Annotated in this window: 22 protein-coding genes; all 22 read left to right on the top strand. The window is 49.7% G+C overall.

All coding sequences use genetic code 11. The annotated features are described in order from the left end of the window. The first annotated feature begins 296 nt into the window (after window positions 1-296). Window positions 297-1,043 carry a vWA domain-containing protein gene (locus ACFRAM_RS27180; RefSeq protein ID WP_379470043.1) on the top strand — a complete coding sequence of 249 codons (747 nt, stop codon included), beginning with the start codon at window positions 297-299 and terminating at the stop codon, window positions 1,041-1,043. Then, window positions 1,033-1,971: a protein kinase domain-containing protein gene (locus ACFRAM_RS27175; RefSeq protein ID WP_379470041.1), complete on the top strand. Its 939-nt coding sequence runs from the start codon at window positions 1,033-1,035 to the stop codon at window positions 1,969-1,971. Before ACFRAM_RS27180 ends, ACFRAM_RS27175 begins: the two co-directional genes overlap by 11 nt. A gap of 82 nt (window positions 1,972-2,053) precedes the next feature. Further along, window positions 2,054-3,496: a tRNA lysidine(34) synthetase TilS gene (gene tilS, locus ACFRAM_RS27170; RefSeq protein ID WP_379470039.1), complete on the top strand. Its 1,443-nt coding sequence runs from the start codon at window positions 2,054-2,056 to the stop codon at window positions 3,494-3,496. Window positions 3,497-3,542: 46 nt separating this feature from the next. Then, the gene (gene hpt, locus ACFRAM_RS27165) at window positions 3,543-4,082 is read left to right on the top strand and encodes a hypoxanthine phosphoribosyltransferase (RefSeq protein ID WP_379470037.1); all 540 of its coding nucleotides are present in this window, start codon (window positions 3,543-3,545) and stop codon (window positions 4,080-4,082) included. A gap of 108 nt (window positions 4,083-4,190) precedes the next feature. Beyond that, window positions 4,191-6,239 carry an ATP-dependent zinc metalloprotease FtsH gene (ftsH, locus tag ACFRAM_RS27160; RefSeq protein ID WP_175370206.1) on the top strand — a complete coding sequence of 683 codons (2,049 nt, stop codon included), beginning with the start codon at window positions 4,191-4,193 and terminating at the stop codon, window positions 6,237-6,239. A gap of 229 nt (window positions 6,240-6,468) precedes the next feature. Next, a complete protein-coding gene (gene nadA, locus ACFRAM_RS27155; protein WP_175370205.1) occupies window positions 6,469-7,407 on the top strand; it encodes a quinolinate synthase NadA in 939 nt (312 codons plus the stop codon). Between the two features lie 36 nt (window positions 7,408-7,443). Further along, a complete protein-coding gene (gene nadB, locus ACFRAM_RS27150) occupies window positions 7,444-9,060 on the top strand; it encodes an L-aspartate oxidase (protein ID WP_379470034.1) in 1,617 nt (538 codons plus the stop codon). Beyond that, entirely contained in the window at window positions 9,050-9,925 is an 876-nt protein-coding gene (gene nadC / locus ACFRAM_RS27145; RefSeq protein ID WP_175370203.1) for a carboxylating nicotinate-nucleotide diphosphorylase, read from the top strand. The genes nadB and nadC overlap by 11 nt, the downstream gene beginning before the upstream one ends. Next, window positions 9,922-10,689, top strand: coding sequence for a type III pantothenate kinase (locus ACFRAM_RS27140; RefSeq protein WP_175370202.1), 768 nt, complete (start codon window positions 9,922-9,924; stop codon window positions 10,687-10,689). Before nadC ends, ACFRAM_RS27140 begins: the two co-directional genes overlap by 4 nt. Window positions 10,690-10,992: 303 nt before the next feature. Beyond that, window positions 10,993-11,877, top strand: a complete 885-nt coding sequence (gene hslO, locus ACFRAM_RS27135; RefSeq protein WP_379470031.1) for an Hsp33 family molecular chaperone HslO — start codon at window positions 10,993-10,995, stop codon at window positions 11,875-11,877. Between the two features lie 9 nt (window positions 11,878-11,886). After that, window positions 11,887-12,831: a peptidylprolyl isomerase gene (locus ACFRAM_RS27130; protein ID WP_379470029.1), complete on the top strand. Its 945-nt coding sequence runs from the start codon at window positions 11,887-11,889 to the stop codon at window positions 12,829-12,831. 89 nt (window positions 12,832-12,920) lie between these two features. After that, entirely contained in the window at window positions 12,921-13,859 is a 939-nt protein-coding gene (cysK, locus tag ACFRAM_RS27125) for a cysteine synthase A (protein ID WP_175370199.1), read from the top strand. A 403-nt stretch (window positions 13,860-14,262) separates the two neighbouring features. Beyond that, complete coding sequence (locus ACFRAM_RS27120) at window positions 14,263-15,879, top strand: anthranilate synthase component I family protein (RefSeq protein ID WP_379470027.1); 1,617 nt, start codon at window positions 14,263-14,265, stop codon at window positions 15,877-15,879. Further along, window positions 15,876-16,457 carry an aminodeoxychorismate/anthranilate synthase component II gene (pabA, locus tag ACFRAM_RS27115; protein WP_379470025.1) on the top strand — a complete coding sequence of 194 codons (582 nt, stop codon included), beginning with the start codon at window positions 15,876-15,878 and terminating at the stop codon, window positions 16,455-16,457. Before ACFRAM_RS27120 ends, pabA begins: the two co-directional genes overlap by 4 nt. Then, entirely contained in the window at window positions 16,454-17,335 is an 882-nt protein-coding gene (gene pabC, locus ACFRAM_RS27110) for an aminodeoxychorismate lyase (protein ID WP_379470023.1), read from the top strand. Before pabA ends, pabC begins: the two co-directional genes overlap by 4 nt. Then, entirely contained in the window at window positions 17,332-18,189 is an 858-nt protein-coding gene (gene folP, locus ACFRAM_RS27105; RefSeq protein WP_379470021.1) for a dihydropteroate synthase, read from the top strand. Before pabC ends, folP begins: the two co-directional genes overlap by 4 nt. Before the next feature lie 26 nt (window positions 18,190-18,215). Next, window positions 18,216-18,578 (top strand): dihydroneopterin aldolase, encoded by a 363-nt coding sequence (folB, locus tag ACFRAM_RS27100; RefSeq protein WP_066367836.1) that lies wholly within the window; start codon window positions 18,216-18,218, stop codon window positions 18,576-18,578. A gap of 10 nt (window positions 18,579-18,588) precedes the next feature. Then, window positions 18,589-19,137, top strand: coding sequence for a 2-amino-4-hydroxy-6-hydroxymethyldihydropteridine diphosphokinase (gene folK / locus ACFRAM_RS27095; protein WP_379470012.1), 549 nt, complete (start codon window positions 18,589-18,591; stop codon window positions 19,135-19,137). Beyond that, window positions 19,104-19,295 (top strand): helix-turn-helix domain-containing protein, encoded by a 192-nt coding sequence (locus tag ACFRAM_RS27090; protein WP_353615566.1) that lies wholly within the window; start codon window positions 19,104-19,106, stop codon window positions 19,293-19,295. Before folK ends, ACFRAM_RS27090 begins: the two co-directional genes overlap by 34 nt. Before the next feature lie 26 nt (window positions 19,296-19,321). Continuing rightward, window positions 19,322-20,344, top strand: a complete 1,023-nt coding sequence (gene dusB / locus ACFRAM_RS27085; protein WP_379470010.1) for a tRNA dihydrouridine synthase DusB — start codon at window positions 19,322-19,324, stop codon at window positions 20,342-20,344. 202 nt (window positions 20,345-20,546) lie between these two features. Then, entirely contained in the window at window positions 20,547-21,026 is a 480-nt protein-coding gene (greA, locus tag ACFRAM_RS27080) for a transcription elongation factor GreA (protein WP_379470006.1), read from the top strand. A gap of 244 nt (window positions 21,027-21,270) precedes the next feature. Continuing rightward, on the top strand, window positions 21,271-22,791 hold the full coding sequence (gene lysS / locus ACFRAM_RS27075) for a lysine--tRNA ligase (RefSeq protein ID WP_379470004.1): 1,521 nt from the start codon (window positions 21,271-21,273) through the stop codon (window positions 22,789-22,791). The last annotated feature ends 429 nt before the right edge of the window (window positions 22,792-23,220 follow it).

Here is a 23,220-nt window from a genome sequence, read left to right as displayed (position 1 = left end):
ACACCGCAATTTTGTGGTGGTGTTAGGCTTTTGAAAAAGTGAATGGTATGGAACGGAGAGAAATTTTGGAGCTGTAGAAGCGAAGCGTTCGCCTTTATTCTCTGATTTCGACCACTATAACGGTTCTGATGAAAGAAATCAGAGAATAACAGCGATCGAAAGCCCAACATTTCTCGCAGTTCCCCTTCATTCACAGTCTTTCTAAAAGCCTTTCACATCACAAAATGCGAGTTTGAAATCTCTCATTTCTGGACATGCTAGAAACAGAGGTTTCAGACAAAGGGGAGTGAATGGTTATGAAGCAGATTCTGCTCATTACAGACGGATGTTCGAACGTGGGGGAAAGTCCGGTGATGGCAGCGGCTCATGCCCTGCAGGAGGGAATCACCGTTAACGTGGTCGGTGTGATTGATCATGGAACAATTGGCGAGCTGGGTAGCCGGGAGATTGCCGATATTGCGAAGGCCGGAGGGGGGCTGAGCCGTATAGTCGGAACACCGCAATTGGCCCAAACGATACAAATGATGACGCGCAAGACTGTAGTTCAGACCATTCAGCAGGCGGTTAATAAAGAGGTAAAAAAAATACTCGGTGATGGCTCGCTGGAAGAATTGCCGCCGCTACAGCGTTCTCAGGTCGTCAATGTCGTGGACGAGCTGACGGAAACATCGCCGCTGCGTATTGCTCTGCTTATTGATGCCAGCGCCAGCATGAAGCCCAAGCTTGCTGCGGTAGAGGATGCTATCCGAGATCTGGCGCTAAGTCTGGAGGCACGGGAAGGTAAAAGCGAGATCGCTGTCTTTCATTTTCCCGGACGCACCAGCAGTGAGGATGCAGAGCTTGATATGGACTGGACCAGCAACGTATCTGGTGTCCGCTCTTTGTTCTCCAAGCTGCGGATGAGAGGCGCCACTCCTACAGGACCGGCGATTTTCAGGGTGCTTGAGCATTACCGTTATGATACACTGGATGGACATCATGGACGCCGGATGACTGAAGATCCAGACGAAAGAGAAGGGATGATTGGTGGGTATGTCGTCTAATCCGCCTTATCCTCTCGGCACTGTTATCACCGGGAAATGGCGGGGAAACCGTTATGTGATACAGCGATTGCTGGGAAGGGGCGCGAATGGAACCGTATATCTCGTGCAGCGACAAGGGAGACGGGAATACTATGCGCTTAAAATAGGATACGATGCGCTTGATCTGCAATCCGAGATCAATGTGCTCACTTCCTTGCAGTCCCGCCGGAAGCGCAATGAATACCGCGCCCATCGGGAATCGCCCTTGTCGTCCTATCTGCTAGAAGCAGATGATAACAGGGAGGACGACAATAAGCCGTTCTATGTAATGAGATATGTGCAGGGCAGACCGCTGCATCATTTTCTTTCTAAGAACGGACCGGACTGGCTTGGGCTCGTGGGCCTGAAACTGCTTGATAAGCTGCGCAGGCTTCATGAATGCGGCTTTGTATTTGGTGATTTGAAACCGGAGAATGTTATGGTTTCTGACGTCGGGGAAGCGGAACTGATTGACTTTGGCGGCGCAAGCCCAATGGGCCGTAGTGTGAAGCAATTTACTGAATGGCATGACCGTGGCTTCTGGAATGCTGGCAGCCGGACAGGGGATGAGGCTTATGATCTGTTTGCCTTTGCCGTTCTCTGTCTTCGCCTGCTCAATGAACCTGGTCTGAAGAGTGCAGCTCTGCAGCTTCCGCAGACGCGAAGTGTGGATGAACTGTTGAAGCTTGCCCGCAGCCTGCCGGACAAGAAGTTGTCCTCCTGGATTTGCCATGCGCTGAAAGGTGGATTCAACGGCTCGGCCGAGGCTATGGAGGTGTGGAAGAATCATATATATGGCTCGCGTAAGGCCAGACCAGAGCATATGGCCACGCCCCGCTGGCTGAAAAACGCGTTTGGCTTGTCTTTATTCATGCTGGCCTTTACAATTTATTGGCTACTGCGATTTTGAAATTATACATACTGCCGGTTAAGGACCAAGGGTTGCCGGTATACGAACCTGTGCAAACGGCCGGGCGGGAAGGGAGCCGCATATGGAGCAAATGAACGGACTGGTGGATGCTGTACTGGAGTCTGCAGCTGAACATGGGCTGTGGTCGCCTCATGACACCATTGTAGTCGCAGTATCCGGAGGCTCGGATTCTGTGGCTCTTTTGCATGTACTGCATGAAATTGCGGCAAATCGGACACCTTTAAAACTAATATGTGCCCACGTAAATCATGGATTCAGGGTGGAGTCGGTAGAAGAGGCAGAGCTTGTCCGTCAGTTGGCGGTACGGCTCGGCATTCCTTTTGAAATGGCGGAGTTTGATATTCCTACTCTGGCCAAGGACAGTGGTCTTGGTCCGGAGGGAACTGCCCGGGAGAAGCGTTATCAGTTTCTTATTGATACCGCTCACCGGTATGGGGCTCAAGCTGTCGCGCTGGCCCATCATGCCGATGATCAGGCTGAGACCGTACTGATGCGGCTGTTGCGTGGGAGCGGGCTCTCGGGACTTGCCGGCATGAGATGGAAGCGGTCTGAAAAAAAGGTGCAACTCATTCGCCCCTTCCTCCGTATTAACAAAACGGCCCTTGTGGGCCTGTGCCAGGAGAATGGTTATCCCTATGCGGAAGATGCCAGCAATCTGCTGACGCAATATACGAGGAATGCTGTGCGGCTGGAGGTGCTGCCTTTTCTGGAAAGATACAATGGACGCTTGGGACATTCTTTGCTGCAACTGGCAGAGATTGCTGGGGCCGAGGATGATTATATGGAAGAAGCTGCTACCAGATGCTTTGATGAACTGGTTTCCGTAAATAGCGGGAAATATACATTTGAAAGGGTATCCTTTGCGGCCGTACCCTCCGCTTTACAACGGCGTTTGATTAAACTAATATTAAATTATCTGTCGGCGGATTCTTCCATTACGGATTTCTCCAAAATTGAATCTGTACGGCGGCGGACATTACAGGAATATCCTACGACCTGGAGTCTTGATCTGGGCGGGGGACTTACCTGTATCCGGCAATATGACATGATGTTGTTCTCGTCCAAGCCTCCGAAGGTGCAGGCAAGCTATACATATCGGATTTCTTTGCCCCAGACCCGGCTTTCGCTCGGTGAGATTGGGAAAGTGATGACGATGACGGTGCTGGAGAGAGAAAGCTTTTTTTTACGCGGGGAGCAGTCTGAATTGATGTCGGCATGGTTTGACTTAGATGAATTGGTCTTTCCGCTGACCATCCGTTCCAGATTGCCTGGAGATACCATTAAGATTATGGGATTAAACGGAAGCAAAAAGGTAAAAGATATTTACATTGATGATAAAATACCTTCTTCCGAGCGATCTATAATTCCCCTCGTGTGCGATGGTTTGGGCAATATCGTTTGGATTCCGGGCGTAAGACGCTCGATGCATGCCGCAGTAGGGCGGCATACGGCCGCGGTCCTTCTCCTGTCGCTAGAAGACGGTGATGGGACTGAAGAAACGTAATGGTCGAAGTAAGTCTTTCATAGTATAACTTAGGAGGTCTCGCAAGTTGCAAAATGATATTAAAGAGGTTTTAATCAGCGAAGAGGAAATTCAGAAGAAAATCAAGGAGCTTGGCACTGTGCTGAGCAAGGAATATGCAGGACGTAACCCTTTAGTGATCTGTGTTTTAAAAGGTGCGTTTATATTTATGGCAGATTTGGTTAAAGTCATTACAGTACCTCTGGAGATGGACTTTATGGCGGTATCGAGCTATGGAGCATCTACAAAGTCTTCCGGCGTTGTCAAAATCATTAAAGATCTTGATGTGTCGGTAGAGGGCCGTGATGTGCTGATCGTTGAGGATATCATCGACAGCGGCCTTACGCTCAGCTACCTGATCGAGCTGCTGCGTAATCGTAACGCCAAGTCAGTCTCAGTAGTTACCCTGTTTGACAAACCTGCGGGACGTACAGTCAACCTTGAAGCAGAGTACACAGGGTTTGTATTGCCCGATGAATTTGTTGTAGGCTACGGATTGGATTATGCCGAGCGGTATCGGAACCTCCCTTACGTCGGCGTGCTGAAGCCTGAAATTTATTCCAACTGAACAATTGACAGCCTTACAGCTGGTGATCAGACTCCAGGACTTCCCTTATTTGAGGTGTCCCGACAGGCTATGGTACAATAACTTGAGTGTTGTGAGAGGAGGTAGGGGATGAATCGGTTCATCCGGAATTCTGGTTTTTATTTGATTTTATTTTTAGTCGTGGTGGGCATTGTCCAGTTTGTAAGCAATGGAAATGAATCCGCCGATTTCCCTAGATATGACCAGTTAAGACAGGAAATCAAGAGCGATAATGTGAAGAGCGTAACGGTTCAGTTTGAAGGCAACGCGTTCCTGGTTACAGGTGAGTATAAAGAGCTGCCGGCAGACAAAAAATCTAAAAGCTTCTCCACATATATCCCTCCTACAGATGCTGCTCTTAACGAATTGGTTAAGGCCAGTGATGAACACGGCGTAGAGTATGAGCAGAAGAAGATGCAAGGCGACAGCATTTGGCTGACGTTCCTCTCCTCCATTATCCCGCTGGTGATCATGTTCATCCTGTTCTTCTTCCTGTTCAATCAGGCGCAGGGTGGCGGCGGCAAGGTCATGAATTTCGGCAAGAGCAAAGCCCGGTTATATAATGAAGAGAAGAAGCGAATCAGCTTTGAGGATGTTGCAGGGGCCGACGAAGAGAAGCAAGAGCTTGTAGAGGTCGTGGAATTCCTGAAAGATCCACGCAAATTCGCTGCTGTGGGTGCACGTATCCCTAAAGGCGTATTGCTCGTAGGTCCTCCGGGAACAGGTAAAACCTTGCTGGCCCGTGCGGTAGCTGGTGAAGCTGGTGTTCCATTCTTCAGTATCTCCGGTTCTGACTTTGTGGAAATGTTCGTCGGTGTCGGTGCTTCTCGTGTACGTGATTTGTTCGAGAACGCCAAGAAGAATGCGCCTTGTATCATCTTCATTGATGAGATTGACGCAGTCGGACGCCAACGTGGCGCTGGCCTCGGCGGTGGACACGATGAGCGTGAACAGACACTCAACCAATTGCTCGTTGAAATGGACGGCTTTGGTGGCAACGAAGGTATTATCATTGTAGCGGCAACTAACCGCGCAGATATTCTTGACCCAGCCTTGCTTCGTCCGGGACGTTTTGACCGTCAAATTACGGTTGACCGCCCTGATGTGAAAGGCCGTGAAGCAGTACTGAAAGTTCACTCCCGCAACAAACCGCTGACGAAGGATGTTAAGCTGGATGTAATCGCCAAGCGTACAACTGGATTCACCGGTGCTGATCTGGAGAACCTCCTGAACGAAGCGGCATTGCTCGCTGCACGTCGCAACCGCAAGGATATCTCCATGCGTGAAGTGGATGAAGCGATTGACCGCGTGATCGTGGGTACGGAGAAACGCAGCCGTGTCATCAGCGATCGCGAGAAGCGTATTGTGGCTTACCACGAAGCAGGTCATACCATTGCTGGTTACTTCCTGGAGCATGCTGATATGGTGCATAAAGTAACGATCATCCCGCGCGGACGCGCAGGCGGATATGTCATTATGCTTCCTAAGGAAGACCGGATGCTTGCAACCAAGCAGGAATTGCTTGATAGAGTAACTGGATTGCTTGGTGGCCGTGTCGCTGAAGAAATGTTCATCGGCGAAATCGGTACAGGCGCATACAGTGACTTCCAACAGGCTACGTCTATTGTTCGTAGCATGATTATGGAGTACGGTATGTCTGATAAGCTGGGACCTCTGCAGTTCGGAACATCCCAAGGCCAAGTATTCCTGGGCCGCGATATCGGGCATGAGCAGAACTACAGTGACTCCATCGCTTATGAAATTGATCAAGAAATGCAGAACTTTATCCGCACGTGCTACGAGCGTTGTAGAGAACTGTTGACCAAGTACTCCAAGGAAATGCACCTTATTGCTAACACCTTGCTTGAGAAGGAAACACTGGAGCTGGATCAGATCAAAGAACTGATCGAGCAGGGTTACCTGTCTGAAGATGGCAAGCCTGAGGAATCCGAAGGTGTTGCCCATGAAGGTGGAGAGCCAGTAATTGATTCTATCGGAGATGTGCGTGTGCGTATTCAAGGCAAGCCTGAGGATACCCAGTCCACATCACCAGATCTGGCCAAGGATATCCCGAACAATCCGGGATCTGAAGGCAATGATGGATCGGATGATAATAAGGGCGGCGGAAGTCTTTCCTAAGCTGTCTTTTAACTAAATTAACTGCTTCAAATCCGGAGAACGGTTATGTTCTCCGGATTTTTTGTGTCTGCACTCTGGAAAAGAAGTCGTGGGCTGTCTTTCCAGTTACATTGACAGGGGCTGGAACGTTGTGTACATTAGTGATTAATATTACTTACTTTTTATATGATCCAATTTGACATGAACGTGCCGGCCTCAAGCCGCGAAGACATAAGGGGGAGTACAGACCATGGAAGCTTTGGCGCTGGAGCGCAAGCAGGAACAGAATCGTGAACTTCGTATACGTCTCGAACAGCTTAAGAAAGAACGAAACGCAATCATTTTGGCTCATTACTATCAACGGGATGAAATTCAGGAGGTTGCTGATTTCCGGGGTGACTCGTTTTTGCTGGCTCAGAAGGCAGCGGAGACAGATGCAGAAGTGATTGTGTTCTGTGGTGTGCATTTCATGGGGGAAAGTGCTAAAATTTTGGCGCCTAACAAGACAGTAATCATTCCTGATGAACGCGCCGGCTGCCCAATGGCTGATATGGTCAATGTGGAAGGACTTCGTAAGCTGAAGGCCCAACACCCTAATGCTAAAGTCGTTACTTATATCAATTCGTCCGCAGAAATCAAGGCGGAGACGGATATTTGCTGTACCTCCGCGAATGCGGTGAAGGTAATTGAATCGCTGGATGCCGAAGAAATCATCTGGGTACCGGATAAGAATCTCGGACAATATGTTCAAGATCAAACCGGCAAGAAGCTGATCATTTGGGAAGGCTACTGCAATACCCACGACATGTTGACCGTCAAGGATGTAGTGGAGATGAGAGCCAAATATCCTGACGCAGAGTTCGTGGTTCATCCGGAATGCCGCCCTGAAGTTGTAGCCATGGGGGATTATGTTGGTAGCACCACCTCGATTTTGGAATACTGCCGCAAGTCGGATCGCAAGCAGTTTATTGTTGGCACCGAAGATGGTACCGGATATCAGCTCCGTAAGGATAGTCCGGATAAAGAGTTCCATTTTGCCACAAAGTTTCTTGTGTGCCCGAATATGAAGGTTAATAATCTCAAAAAATTGGTGAAGGCCCTGGAAACGATGAAACCGCAAATTTACGTTCCACCCGCTATCGCCGACAAAGCCAGAACTTCCTTAGAGCGCATGCTACTAGTCAAGTAGCATGCGCTACTCTTTCGTTGAAACAGGTGAGCGGTCATGATTCCACAATATTTGGTTGATTTTGATCTCCGGGATATTCCAACTGTAAAAACGGATTGCATTGTCATAGGCTCCGGAATTGCCGGATTATTCACAGCAATTAAAGCCAGTGAAGACCGGCGTGTCATTATGATTACTAAGAAGTCGCTGATGGAGAGTAATACCCGCTATGCACAAGGTGGGATTGCTGCAGTTATTTCCGATGATGATTCCCCGGCCTACCACCGCCAAGATACCTTAATGGCGGGAGTAGGCCTCTGCTCTTCTACTGCTGTGGATGTCCTCGTCAATGAGGGTCCAGAGGGTGTGCATGAGTTGATCAGACTTGGTACATTGTTCGATAAGGAAGATGGTGTTCTGGCGCTGACCCAGGAAGGGGCACATAGCCATCGGCGCATTCTCCATGCCAACGGAGATGCTACAGGCTATGAGATTGTAAGGGCCTTGGGGCAGCAGGTGGCGGAGCATAACAATATTGAAGTATGGGATGATCATTATGTTATAGATCTCATTACTGAGGATGGGGAATGTGTCGGCGTGCTGTTGCAGCAGCCAGATGGCGGAAAGCTATTTCTGCAAGGGGACGCAACAATATTGTGTTCCGGCGGGGCGGGGCAGTTATACCGTTATACGACTAACCCTGAGGTTGCTACCGGTGACGGTGTGGCCATTGCATACCGGGCAGGTGCTCACATTCGTGATATGGAGTTTATCCAGTTTCATCCTACAGCACTCAGTTACCCCGGCGCCCCTCGGTTCCTGATCTCGGAGGCGGTACGTGGGGAAGGTGCGGTGCTGCGTAATATCAACGGTGAGCGCTTCATGGAGCGGTATCATGAATTGCTTGAGCTGGCACCACGTGATATAGTTGCCCGGGCGATTGTCAGTGAGATGGAGCTGACCAAATCGACTTTTGTCTATTTGGATATTACCCATGAATCGGCAGAGATGGTGAAGCATCGCTTTCCAACCATATATGAGACTTGCATGAGCTATGGACTGGATATTACCTCAGATTGGATTCCAGTGGCTCCAGCTGCGCATTATATGATGGGGGGCATCAAGACTGACCTGAACGGGGAAAGTAATATTTCACGCTTGTTTGCCTGTGGTGAAGTGTCTTCTACAGGTCTACATGGAGCAAACCGCCTGGCGAGTAATTCTTTGTCCGAAGCTGTTGTATTCGGCCGACGGATTATTGATCGGGTTCGTGAACTGCCACCTCTGGGTCGTGATGTGAATGCTGTCAGCATTCAGGAAGGACGTACGGAAGCATCGACCCAGGCTATAGTGGAACGCCGTTTGAAGCTGCAAAAGGTGATGGTCCGCTATGCCGGACTTCGGCGTAATGAGGAGATGCTATCTAAAGGTATGGAAGAGCTGAAGCGGCAGGTGCCGATCTTTGGGGCATCATTATCTAAGCGTGAAGAATACGAATTCGCCAACATGCTGACCTGCTGCCTGCTGATCACAGAGTCGGCGCTCGCTCGGCAAGAAAGCCGTGGAGCGCATTACCGTGAGGATTATCCGCAGCGCAATGATGAGGAGTGGCGCAAACACCTGCTCCAGACTCGTGAGCTGGGAATAGTGGAGGAATTAAGCGATGATGTTTAACGGATATAATGAAGAACTGGTACAATCCATCAAGTCATGGCTACGTGAGGATGTGGGCTCGGGTGATATCACTACCCAGACTACAATTCCTGCCGGTCATGAGTCGAAGGCTATAATACATGCCAAGGAGAGCGGCGTCATTTGTGGCCTGCCTGTGGCGGAGCTGGTGTTCGAGGTAGTAGATCCGTCACTGACGTTTACTGCCCATGTCCAGGAGGGTCAGATGCTGGAAAAAGGCACTGTTATCGCCGAGGTAGAGGGTAGCACGCATGCTATCCTGACAGGTGAACGACTTGCTCTTAACCTGATGCAGCGGTTATCGGGGGTGGCTACGCGTACATCTTCTTTTGTACAGGAGCTTGAAGGCCTATCAACCCGACTGGTCGATACTCGCAAAACGACTCCGGGCCACCGGATGTTGGAGAAATATGCAGTTCGAGTGGGTGGAGGGGCGAATCACCGTTTTGGATTGTATGATGCGGTGATGATCAAAGACAACCATATCAAAGGTGCTGGTGGAATCCGGCAGGCAATCGACCGGGCGCGAAAGAATATACCGCATACGATGACCATCGAGGTCGAGACGGAGAACCTGGAGCAGGTGGAAGAAGCATTGGCTGCTGGAGCCGATATCATTATGTTGGATAATATGTCTACTGACATGATGAAGGAAGCTGTAGCCAGAATTAAAGCGAAAGCGCCGCATGTGAGAACTGAAGCCTCAGGCAATGTGTCGCTGGAGACCGTACGGGGAATGGCCGAGACAGGTGTCGACGTGATTTCGGTTGGCCGCCTAACGTATTCTTTCTCCTCGCTGGACATCAGCCTGGACCTTAACGCGAAGAAGGAGGGTCCTGTCTCATGATGCTGGCAGTAGATATCGGCAATACTAACATCGTCCTTGGTGTATATAAAAAGCGGGAGCTGCTGCATCACTTTCGGCTGAGTACTGCCCGTCAATCAACGGTGGACGAATATGGTGTGCTGATACACAATTTGTTTCATATGTCTGATATCTCGGTCAAAGATGTAGAGGGTGTCATTATATCCTCAGTGGTTCCTCCACTGGTTCAGACGATCGTTGATATGTGTGTAAAATATATTGGTAAAGACCCCTTATTGGTTGGACCAGGGATTAAGACAGGACTTAATCTGCGGTATGAAAACCCGCGTGAGGTAGGAGCAGATCGGATCGTGAATGCTGTTGCAGCTATTGAACAGTATAAATGTCCACTTGTTGTTGTTGATTTCGGGACCGCGACCACTTTTGATTGCATTGATGGCGATGCCAATTATCTTGGCGGTGCCATTGTCCCTGGTCTAGGCATTTCTACCGAAGCGCTGTATCAGCGGGCTTCCAAGCTGCCTCGCATCGAACTGGAGAAGCCGAAAAAGGTGATTGGCCGCAATACAGTTCATGCGATGCAGGCTGGAATCATTTTTGGTTACGCAGGTCAGGTTGAAGGGATTGTTAAACGTATCAAGATCGAAATGAATGCGCCGGAGCTGAAGGTTATTGCAACAGGTGGGCTAGCCCCGCTTATCGCCGGAGAGACGGAATGCATTGATGAGATTAATCCGCTGCTCACGCTTGAAGGACTGCGCATTGTTTACGAACGTAATAAATAAGATTGCCTAAAGAGGCTATATAAGATGAACAAAAGAAAGTAATAAAAAGCGAGGAGGAACGAGGGGGAGGTTTGGAACTGTAGGAGCGAAGCGCTCGCCTGAAAGCTTTCCACAGGAAGGCTGGCAACGGAAGCCTAAGCTGTATCCAGATTTCAACCGCTAGAAGCGGTTAAAAAAAGCAAATCTGGACACAACAGCGAACGGAAGTCCAAACATTCCACCGTAGTGACGACCAAGCCTTACGTTAGGATCTTAATTTTATCTTATATAGTCAGAATAAATGATAGGAGGAGTATGCACCCAATGGAAAATAAGAAGGATCGGCTTGTCCGGGGAACGGCATTTGACGGGAGAGTAAGAGCGTTTGCAGTCCGCACGACAGAATTGGTTGAAGAGCTGCGGCGTAGACACGATACATTTCCGGTGGCTACAGCCGCTCTGGGGCGCACCGTTACTGCTGCGTCCATGATGGGAGCCATGCTCAAGGGCCAGGAGAGACTTAATATTAATGTCAAAGGTAATGGGCCACTAGGTCGAGTATTGGCAGAGTCCAACGCTCTGGGAGAAGTTCGGGGATATGTGCACAACCCGCATGTTCATCTGCCGAGCAATAGTTTGGGCAAACTCGATGTGGCAGGTGCTGTCGGCACTGAAGGATTTATTGAGGTCATTAAGGATTTGGGAATGAAGGAGCCATACCTTGGCAGTGTCCCGATTGTCTCCGGAGAACTTGGTGATGATTTTACCTATTACTTCGCGGTTTCGGAGCAAACACCGGCGGCTGTAGGCTTGGGTGTATTAGTAGATACGGACAACTCCGTCATTGTTGCCGGAGGTTTTATCATTCAACTGCTTCCGGGTCTTACGGATGCCGAGATCACAGAGATTGAGCAAAAGCTGGGGACGATGCCTTCCGTTACCGCTCTGCTGGAGCAGGGATTGGAACCTGAAGAGATGATGCGTTGGCTTTTGCCGGATGCTGTGTTGCTGGATGAACTGGATGTTCATTTCGCATGCCAATGTTCACGTGAACGGGTGGAGCAGACCTTGATCAGTTTGGGCCAGCATGAGCTGGAGCGTCTGATCGAAGAGGATGAAAAGGCTGAAGTAGTATGCCATTTCTGTAACGAAGCATATCAATTTAATAAAGAAGAAATGCAGGCGATCCTGGATCAAGCGACATCGTAGGGCCGGCAGATGATGACAAGACAGGAACGCGCGCTGCGCAATGCCGTTGTCCTATTAGCTGCTGCGACCTTGGTATGCGGAGGGCTGCTCATTTGGAGCCTGCGTGCCATGGCCGTTCTTGAAGGAAACGAAGGTGATCCGGAATCGCCAGATGTTGCTGCGGCGGGTGGACAAGAAATCACCGAACAGCAATGGATTGCTGAGTTAAAAAAGAAACACGGCTATGAGGTGCTATTGGAAATAATCAATCACATCGTTGTTGGCCAAGAAGCACAGACCTTGGGAATCCAGGTGACGGATGCCGAAGTCAAACGAGAGCTGGAGCGCGTCATTGCTGGTTATCCGTCAGAAGAGCAGTACTACGCTCAAATGCAGTCTGAACTGGGCCTATCTCGTAATGATGTGCGGGAAGAGACCGTGTACCGGCTCACGCTTCAGGCCATAGCTACCGTTGGAATAACGATTAATGATTCCGACATTGACAGCTATCTGGAGCAGAACGAGGATCGCTATCGCCCTAAGAGAGAAATGCAGCTTTCTATGATTGAGGTGTCTACCTACAAGAAGGCACAGCGGGTCATGGACCGTTTGGAGAAGGGTGAGGATTTCGCCGCTTTGGCGAAGGAACTGTCTATTAACGAAGAGAGTCGCTTGCAGGGCGGAAATCTGGGAACTGTAGAGGAAGATGATCCCTTCTGGCCGAAGGAGCTGCTGAGTACAGCGGCAGAACTGGATATCGGGGACATTGCGGGTCCGCTTCAGACGGATGAGGGCTATGCTGTAATCCGATTGGAACACAAAATTGAGCGTCCAGCACCGGATACAGAGGAGATGCGATCTCAGGTTCGTCAGGAACTGGCTTTGGAGCAGGCGCCTACGCTTCGGCAAGTGGAGAGCGATTTGCGTCTCAAATATGAAACTTTAATAAATATTGACAATAGTCTGGAACATTGATAATATGAGATTATTGAAAACCTACTGATTTAGTCGGAAATAATTCATTGCACTAATATTCATTTACCATTCCAAGGAGGTTTTTGCTCATGGCTAAAGTCGTCAACAATGTTACAGAACTTATCGGAGGAACTCCACTCGTTCGTTTGAACCGCATTGTACCGGAAGGAGCAGCTGAAATCTATGTGAAGCTGGAATATCAGAACCCGGGCTCCAGTGTAAAGGACCGCATTGCAATCAGCATTGTGGAAGAGGCTGAGAAGGAAGGCCGTCTGAAACCAGGTGACACCATTGTGGAAGCGACCAGCGGTAACACCGGTATCGGTCTGGCTCTTGTGGCTGCTGCCAAAGGGTACAAGGTTGTTATTGTGATGCCTGAAACCATGAGCTTGGAGCGTCGGAACCTGCTGCGTGCTTACGGAGCGGAACTGGTGCTGACTCCGGGAGCAGAAGGTATGAACGGTGCGGTTAAGAAGGCAGAAGAGATTCTGGCCGAGAACCCAAGCTATTTCATTGCAGAGCAGTTCAAGAACAAAGCGAATGTGAAGATTCACCGCGAAACTACAGGACCTGAGATCGTGGAAGCGATTGAGTCCATCGGCGGACCGCTGGATGCATTCGTTGCAGGGATTGGAACTGGCGGTACAATTACTGGTGCTGGCGAAGTGTTGAAGAGCCAATATCCGGGTGTGAAAATCTATGCGGTAGAACCTGCGGCTTCGCCTATTCTGGCTGGCGGCAAACCAGGCCCGCACAAGATCCAAGGGATCGGTGCGAACTTCATTCCTGAAATCCTCAACCAGGATGTTTATGATGAAATCGTTCATGTTGAGAATGAAGAAGCCTTCGAAACAGCACGTCGTGTAGCGAAGGAAGAAGGCATTCTTTCCGGTATTTCATCGGGCGCTGCGGTATTTGCTGCGATCAAGATCGCCAAGGAACTGGGTGCTGGTAAAAAGGTAGTCGCTGTGATCCCAAGTAACGGCGAGCGTTACCTGAGCACACCGCTCTACAATTTCGAAGTTTAATTAACTGCGTCTGTTCGGACGCTTCAGGGCCTTCGTCCCACCATATGGTGGAGGCGAAGGCCCTTTTTGATGTTTTAACACGATCATTTTGTTGTCGATTCTACCTTGTAATGCGTAATTTCTTACCTTGTATCTTGCCGTTGGTGGAGTTATTTTGCTGTGCGGTCTTTTCAAAAGGGCCAAATGTACAGTATACTGACAGGCAATATACCGATAATTAATAATGACTATATGAAGTAATGCTCAACAAAACTTAAACTTAGGTGAATGCTTACGAAGCAAGTTTTGTTACGTAGTGAAATCTAAAGAAGCGCAGCTTCACAAAACTTAAGTGGCTGCTTATGAAGCGAGTTTGTTACGTAGAAAGATCAACGAAGTAATGCTAAACAAAACTTTTAGGAGGATGGCTTTGGAAATCTTAACGACACGGCAGTGGTGGGAGCAGTGGGCGAATGAAGGCTGGAGCACCCTGCCATTACTTATACAATCACAACAACAGTCCAGGGGTTTGCCTGCATCATGGAAGGCGGCATGGGAATTGGCGTCTCCATACTCTGTCCTGCTGGAAAGCGGTAAAGGTGGCAGATACACGTATCTCGGTCTTACACCTGTTTCCGTACTGCAAGGGAAAGGCGATTCTGCCAAAGTAATCGACCCTTCGGCTGAAACAACTGATCTGGGATCGGGTGGCTCAACGCAAACGGCGGCGAGCCTGCTGCAGGGTCAACCGCTGGAGGTGCTGCAGCGCTGGATGTCGGGCTACACCTCCCCGCGGCTGCCTCTTGAGGGCGTTCCGCCGTTTACGGGCGGCTGCCTCGGGTTTCTCGGCTATGATGTTGTCCGTTCGCTAGAACGCTTGCCGTCCCTGGCCGAAGACGATCCGGGGTTCCCTGATTATCTCTTCATGAGAATGGAAGAAGTATGGATTTATGATCATGAAACGGACATGCTCTATTGCGCAGTGCATGTGCCGCTGTCAGGGAAGGATTCGCCTCGCTCAGATGAAGTGGAACAGCTATACGATGATGCGCTGGGCCGTGCGGAGCGAATGCTGGCTCAGTGGGGTACGATCACATCCGCGGCGGGGCTAATAGATGACAGCGCCGAAATAGCCAAAATCTATGACCGTGCCACCGGAGAATGGCCGGGTATGTCCTCAGCCTTTACTAACGAGCAATTCCAGCAGGCTGTGCTGGACGTTCAGGAATACATCCGCAAGGGCGATGTATTCCAGGTGAACCTGTCGCTGCGTCAGGAAGCAGCGCTGAAATCGCAGCCAGAGGATATCTATGAGTGGCTGCGCAGACTTAACCCGTCCCCATACATGGGGCTGCTGCGCTCTCCTGGCTTCGCGCTCTCCAGCGCTTCCCCCGAGCTGCTCGTCAAGCTGCACGGGGACAGCGTCAGCGCACGCCCCATCGCCGGCACCCGGCGGCGTGGGCTGACTCCCGCTGAAGATGCCGCCATGGAGGCGGAGCTGCGCGGGAGCGAGAAAGAGCGCGCCGAGCATATTATGCTCGTCGATCTGGAACGCAACGACATCGGACGTGTCGCTGCTTACGGCTCGGTCCATGTGCCCGAGCTGATGACTGTGGAGCGCTACTCCCATGTCATGCACCTGGTCTCGCAGGTAGAAGGCACTATTGCTCCTGGCAAGGACGCCTACGACGTCATCGCAGCCCTCTTCCCGGGCGGAACGATCACTGGCGCGCCTAAGGTGCGCACCATGGAGATCATTGAGGAGCTGGAGCCGGTCCGGCGTGGCCCATATACTGGGTCTATGGGCTGGATTGACTATAACGGCAATATGGAATTAAATATTATTATACGAACACTAGCTGTGCAGAACGGTATCGGATACATTCAAACGGGCGCGGGAATCGTGATCGACTCCGATCCGTACCGTGAATACCGGGAATGTCACAATAAAGCCAAAGCGATAGTCACAGCAGTTCTTTGTAGTGAACACACACAAGAATTGCAGGCTTCCGGCGGCGCCGAAGGGGGAGCAACATTATGATCTTGGTCATCGACAATTATGATTCCTTTACGTATAACCTGGTACAGTATTTAGGAGAGCTGGGCGAAGAAGTGAAGGTATCCCGCAACGACGAGATTAGCATTGAGGAGATTGAAAAGCTGGCTCCGGACCACATCCTGATTTCCCCAGGACCTTGTACTCCAAATGAGGCAGGTATCAGCCTGGAAGTGCTGCAGCATTTCAAGGGGATCATTCCGATCTTCGGAGTGTGTCTGGGCCATCAGGCGATCGGACAAGCCTTTGGAGGCAACGTCATCCGTGCTGAACGTCTAATGCATGGCAAGACCTCTCCGATCCACCATCACGGCACTTCGGTGTTTGAAGGACTGGAATCACCCTTCACAGCAACGCGCTACCACTCGCTGATCGTAGAGAGGGAGACCCTGCCGGAATGTCTGGAGATTACTGCTGAGACTGAAGAAGGCGAGATCATGGCCCTGCGCCATAAAGAGTACCCGATCGAAGGTGTACAATTCCATCCCGAATCCATTATTACGAATCATGGTCACACCATGCTGCGCAATTTCCTGAAACGGAGAGCCGGAGAAACGGCATGAACTATATAGGGATCAATGATGGCGTAGTCGACGCCAAGGAAGCCGTGGTTTCTGCTCTGGATCACGGCTTTTTGTACGGTATCGGACTGTTTGAGACCTTCCGCACTTATAACGGAGCCCCTTTCTTGCTGGAGCGGCACTTACAACGGCTGGCGTCAGGTTGCCGGGAACTGGGTATTCCTTTTGAACAGGAGCAGGGACGTCTATTGCAGTGGATCAAGCGGGTAATGGATAAGAACGGTCTGCAAGAGGCTTATATCCGCTATACAGTAACTGCAGGTGAGGATATTCTGGGATTGCCCGCGGGAGACTATAGTCAGCCTAATCACCTTCTATATATCAAGGAATTGCCCAAACTATCAGATAAGCTCTATACCGCAGGCAAGCCACTGCAATTATTGTCCCACCGCCGGAATACACCGGAAGGGACGCAGCGGTTCAAGTCATTGCATTATATGAATAACATTTTGGCCAAGCGTGAGCTTTCGGGATATGCCTCTTCTGCTGAAGGGGCCGAGGGCTTGATGCTTACTGCTGATGGCTACCTGGCTGAGGGAATAGTCAGCAATCTATTTTTTGTTCATCATAATGTGCTATATACACCTTCACTCTCTACAGGCATTCTTCCAGGCATTACCCGGGAAATGGTATTGGAACTGGCTTCTGGTGCCGGATTAAGAATTGAGGAAGGACAATATGATTGGGAGCATTTAAGATCTGCGGACGAGGTGTTTCTGACCAACTCCGTGCAGGAGCTTGTCCCAGTCACTGCATTGTGGGAACGAAATGAGCGTCACACCGTCGGAAGTGGAAGCTGCGGTGTCATTACTAAAGAACTGATCTCTTTATACAAAGAGAGAACGGGGGCGAGACAATGAAGCCTGTGATTTACAAGCGGACCTACCGCTGTGGCGATACGGAACTAACCTTGGGGCAGCGGACTCTTGTAATGGGGATTCTCAATATTACCCCGGATTCTTTCTCCGATGGTGGACTCTGGAATGAGCCGGAGAAGGCTGTTGAACATGCGCTACGAATGGCTGCCGATGGTGCAGATATTATCGATATCGGTGGAGAATCGACACGTCCTGGCCATAAACCGGTTAGTCTGGAAGAGGAATTGGAGCGGGTCCTTCCAGTCATCGAAAGCATCCACCGCGCCGCACCCCACCTGCCGTTATCGATAGATACCTATAAAGCCGAAGTGGCACGTCAGGCACTCCTGGCAGGTGCGCACATTATTAATGATGTATGGGGAGGCAAAGCCGATCCAGCGATGGCCAGAGTGGCCGCAGAAGCAGACTGCCCGATAATTTTGATGCACAACCGTCATGATCGCAATTACACTGATCTCATTATGGATATGTGTGAGGATTTAAAAGAGAGTGTACATCTCGCTCTTCATGCAGGCGTCAAACCGGAACGAATCATCCTTGATCCCGGAATCGGTTTTGCGAAGGATCAGGATGAGAACCTGAAGGCAATGACGGCTCTCGATACTTTGGCCGGATTAGGTTACCCGCTGCTGCTGGGTACCTCGCGCAAAAAATTCATCCGCACTGTGCTAGATTTGCCACCGGACGATGTCTTGGAGGGAACTGCTGCTACAGTAGCCTTTGGATTGGCTCAAGGCTGTCAGTTTGTGCGGGTGCATGACGTGGCTCTTATCAAGCGTACAGTGAAGATGTGTGATGCCATGCTATACGCTGCACCACCTGTGGTGCAGGAATAATTGATACTTGGAAGGGCGGCTGTCAGATGGATAAAATGAAACTGCACCGAATGGAGTACTATGGGTATCACGGAGTTTTTGAGGAAGAACGTAAGTTAGGTCAACGTTATTATATTGATCTGGAGTTCGATATGGATCTGCAGAATGCTGGTCTGAATGACGATCTCACACAAACAGTAAATTATGCCGAAGTGCATGATTTGGTTAAAAATATTGTCGAAACCAAGTCCTTTAAGCTGATTGAAGCTTTGGGTGAATGTATTGCATCACATGTATTGGACACTTATACTATTATCAATGCGGTAACGGTCAAAGTCACCAAGCCGCATCCGCCGTTCGACATTCATTTTCAGGGAGTGACCGTAGAGCTGCGCAGAACTAGAAAGTGAGAGTCGAACTATGAATAACCATTCCACCTCTGAGGAATCAGAGGCTTATATTGCTTTAGGGGCTAATTTGGGTGACCGTGAGGGAACCTTGAAGGAAGCCTTGCACCGGCTGGACAGTCATGATGGAGTTCAAGTCGTTCGTAGTTCGGGCGTGTATGAGACAGAGCCGGTCGGTTATCTCGATCAGCCGCAGTTTTTGAATATGGCAGCTGCGCTGCGCACGACCCTTGCACCGGAGACGTTGCTGGACGTCATGTTGGAGATTGAGAATCAGCTCGGCCGTACCCGCGATATCCTCAATGGTCCGAGAACGGTAGATCTTGATTTGTTGTGGGTAGAAGGAAAGACCTTCGATACCCGTAAGCTGACGCTGCCCCATCCGCGTATGCTGGAGCGCGCGTTTGTGCTTTTTCCGCTGAATGACATCGTTCCAGAGCAAGAACCCTCCGGACTCCGTGCCAGGGTCACAGAAGCGCTCCAAGATGTAGACGGAAAGGAAGGAATTCGGCTGTGGACAACAAGCGTATGGGAAGGCGGGTCAGGGCATTCCGTAAGCTGAAGGGCTTTACTCAACAGGAATTGGCCGATAGTACGGGAATATCTTTGGCTGTGCTTGGTGCAGTCGAGCGTGGTAATAGACGATTGGAAGATCAAATTTTAAATAAAATTGCGGACGTTTTAGGAGTCACGGTTCAAGAACTGTCCGACCCAACGTAACTCCAAAGAATAAAGGAGTGAAAGAAATGTTGAAGATTGGCGGCATCGAGATGAAGAACCAGGTTGTTCTGGCACCTATGGCTGGCGTATGTAACCCTGCTTTTCGTCTGATCGCCAAGGAGTTTGGCACGGGACTGGTATGTGCGGAGATGGTAAGCGATAAGGCGATCATCCATGGCAATAAGCGGACGCGCGAAATGCTATTCGTAGACGAGCGTGAGAAACCGCTGAGCCTGCAGATTGTTGGGGGTGACCGCACTTCATTGGTGGAAGCGGCTAAAGTAGTCGACAAGGAAACCAACGCCGATATTATCGACATTAACATGGGCTGCCCTGTTCCTAAAGTAACCAAGTGTGATGCAGGTGCCCGTTGGCTCTTGAATCCGGATAAAATCTATGAGATGGTGTCTGCGGTTGTAGATGTCGTGGAGAAGCCGGTTACAGTTAAAATGCGGATCGGCTGGGATAGCGAGCATATTTTTGTCGAAGAGAATGCGCGTGCAGTGGAACGGGCTGGAGGTCAAGCGGTCAGTGTGCATGGTCGTACTCGGGAGCAGCTCTACACCGGACGTGCAGACTGGAACTATATCAAAATGGCCAAGGAAGCTGTGTCGATTCCCGTGATCGGCAACGGCGACGTGAACACGCCAGAAGATGCGCGGGCCATGCTGGATCAAACCGGCTGTGACGGTGTCATGATCGGTCGTGGGGCGCTAGGCAATCCTTGGATGCTGTATCGCACTATACAGTATTTGAGTACCGGTGAACTGATGCCTGAGCCGGGAGCGGAAGAGAAGATCAAGGTGGCCATTCTCCATATGGACCGTCTGATCGCGCTCAAAGGTGAAGCTGTAGCCGTGCGTGAAATGCGTAAGCATCTTGCTTGGTATTTGAAGGGCTTGAAGGCTGCGGCGCGGGTGAAGGACGTCATTATGGAAGAGACGAAACGCGATGAAATGGTGAAGATTTTGAATGATTTTGTCGAACAGTTGAAATATGAGGGAGATAACAGCAACCCGGGTACTGGAGCGACTCTTACTGCGGTGTAACCTTTCTTCAGCGAGCATGGTTTGAATACCCACAACATTATATGTGCCATCATTGACATTTTGTAGCGGTTCCAATATAATTTCTCAGTATAAAATCGCCGTTACAGTTAGATCAATGCAGCAAGGAGGGTTCTTAACCCTTCAGATTCGCATATAGTTATGGTGTTTTCAATAAATGTATACGACAGGAGAATCGGTTGAGATGAGCGATAAAGAAGTCATCCTTACCCCGGACGGACTGAAGCGTCTGGAAGAAGAGCTGGAGAACCTCAAATCCGTAAAACGCCGCGAAGTGGCCGAGCGGATCAAAGTGGCGATTGGCTACGGAGATATCAGCGAGAACTCGGAGTACGAAGACGCAAAGAACGAGCAGGCGTTTATCGAAGGACGCGTCATCACTTTGGAGAAAATGCTTCGCAACGCGCGTATTATCAATAGCGACGAGATCGTTACAGATGTTGTAAGCATTGGTGTTACCGTAAGTGTAGAGGATATGGAGTATGGCGATGTTATGGAATATACGATCGTCGGCACGGCTGAATCCGATCCGCTCAATAACAAGATTTCCAACGAAAGCCCTGTGGGCAAAGCCATCATCGGCAAGAAGCAAGGCACTATTGTGGATGTAAGTGTACCTGCAGGCGTTATTCAATATAAAATTCTTGATATCCGAATGAAGTAAGCACGGACGCTTGCCGTCTGATATAGCATTGCTGTGGCAAACACCGGTTTGGCTGAACCGGGCTGCAGACGCGGGAACATGTTTGGGAAAGCTTCCTTAGGGAAGCTTTTTTCAACATCAACCGGCAATACAGAACCACATATAGTTTCCTAAGCTGGAACGGGACTGTCCTCACAAAGGCTGAAGGGCGGCGCCGTTTCTTCTTGCGTATATGACATTAATGAGTTTAGAGGGGATGAAAGGCATGACTGAAGAATTGAATAACGATGCGATTCAGGAGAATGAGTTAAGCGAATTGCTGCAGATCCGCCGGGCCAAATTGGACGAGCTGCGGGGACTAGGAATCGATCCTTTCGGCAAAAAGTATGAGCGTAACGCCAATGCGGGTGATTTGCTGAAGGAGTACGATAGCTTCACACAGGAAGAGCTGGAAGAGAAAAATGTCCAGGTCAGCGTAGCTGGTCGTATTATGGGTAAACGTAAGATGGGGAAAGCCAGCTTTGCGCATATTCAGGACCTTTCCGGCAAAATCCAAATCTATGTTCGTCAGGACAGCATTCCTGAGACCCAATATGCAGCATTCAATATTCTGGATCTGGGCGACATTATCGGTATAAAAGGTACCGTGTTCAAGACCAAAACAGGCGAGACCTCCATTAAGGTGAAGGATCTTGAAGTTTTGTCGAAGTCTCTGTTGCCACTACCTGAGAAATATCATGGTCTGAAAGATGTAGAATTGCGTTATCGTCAGCGCTATGTCGATCTGATCATTAACCCGGAAGTTCAGCAGACCTTCATTGCCCGTTCTAAAATCATCCAATCTATGCGTCGTTATCTCGATTCGCTCGGTTATCTTGAAGTCGAAACGCCGACTCTTCATGCCATTGCCGGCGGTGCCGCTGCTCGTCCCTTCATTACTCACCATAATACGCTCGACATGCAGCTTTACATGCGGATCGCCATTGAACTGCATTTGAAGCGTCTGATTGTTGGCGGTTTGGAAAAAGTATATGAAATTGGCCGTGTCTATCGTAACGAAGGTATCTCTACGCGTCACAACCCGGAATTCACGATGATTGAGCTGTACGAAGCCTATGCGGACTACCAGGATATCATGAACCTGACGGAGAACCTGATTGCTCATATCGCACAAGAGGTGCTTGGAACTCAGAAGGTTAACTACCAAGGGCAAGAAGTAGACCTCTCCCCTGGCTGGCGCCGTGTCTCCATGGTGGACGCTGTTAAAGAAGTAACCGGTGTTGACTTTGGTGTGCAAATGACTGATGAGGAAGCTCAGCAATTGGCGAAGGAGCACCGTGTGCCTGTTGAGAAGCATATGACCTTCGGACATATCCTCAATGCGTTCTTTGAGCAATTTGTAGAAGAAACGCTGATTCAGCCTACTTTTGTTATGGGACATCCAGTAGAGATTTCTCCTCTGGCGAAGAAGAATGATATTGATCCGCGGTTTACCGATCGTTTTGAGTTGTTCATCGTAGCTCGTGAGCATGCCAATGCCTTCAGCGAGTTGAATGATCCGATTGATCAACGCCAGCGGTTTGAAGCGCAGCTTCATGAGAAGGAGCAAGGCAACGATGAAGCGCATGAAATGGACGATGACTTCATCCGCGCGTTGGAACACGGAATGCCGCCTACTGGTGGACTCGGTATCGGTGTAGACCGTCTGATTATGCTCCTGACCAACTCTGCGTCCATTCGTGATGTGCTGTTGTTCCCACATATGCGCAATCGTACTGCCGAGTAAGTGCAGTCTTAGTAATAGATAAAGCAAGAAGAGCCAAGGGGACCTCTACAGAGGGTTCTGCTTGGCTCTTGTTTTATTGAATCTATTAATTTTCAAAAAAACACTTGCATTGGCCTTCTATACATGGTATATTCTAATTCCGGCCAAGAAATAACGATGCCGAGCTCGAAAATGAAGTTCGAAAAACGAAATTCAAAAAAAAGAGCTTGACATTAAAACGCCGGACATGATATAGTATAAGAGTTGCTGCTGAGACATTAAGCGGACAACGAGAACAGCTTGGTCTTTGAAAACTGAACAACGAGTGAGTATCGAATTCTCGAAAGTGAATTCGAAAATGAGAATTTTAATTCTCGTCAGATGTTTCAAAATGAGCAATCGCTCTTTCTAAATACCAATTTGGAGAGTTTGATCCTGGCTCAGGACGAA

The organism is Paenibacillus sp. NPDC056722 (genome assembly GCF_042790635.1).
Taxonomy (GTDB): domain Bacteria; phylum Bacillota; class Bacilli; order Paenibacillales; family Paenibacillaceae; genus Paenibacillus_AQ; species Paenibacillus_AQ agri.
This window is presented reverse-complemented; position numbering and strand designations above follow the sequence as displayed.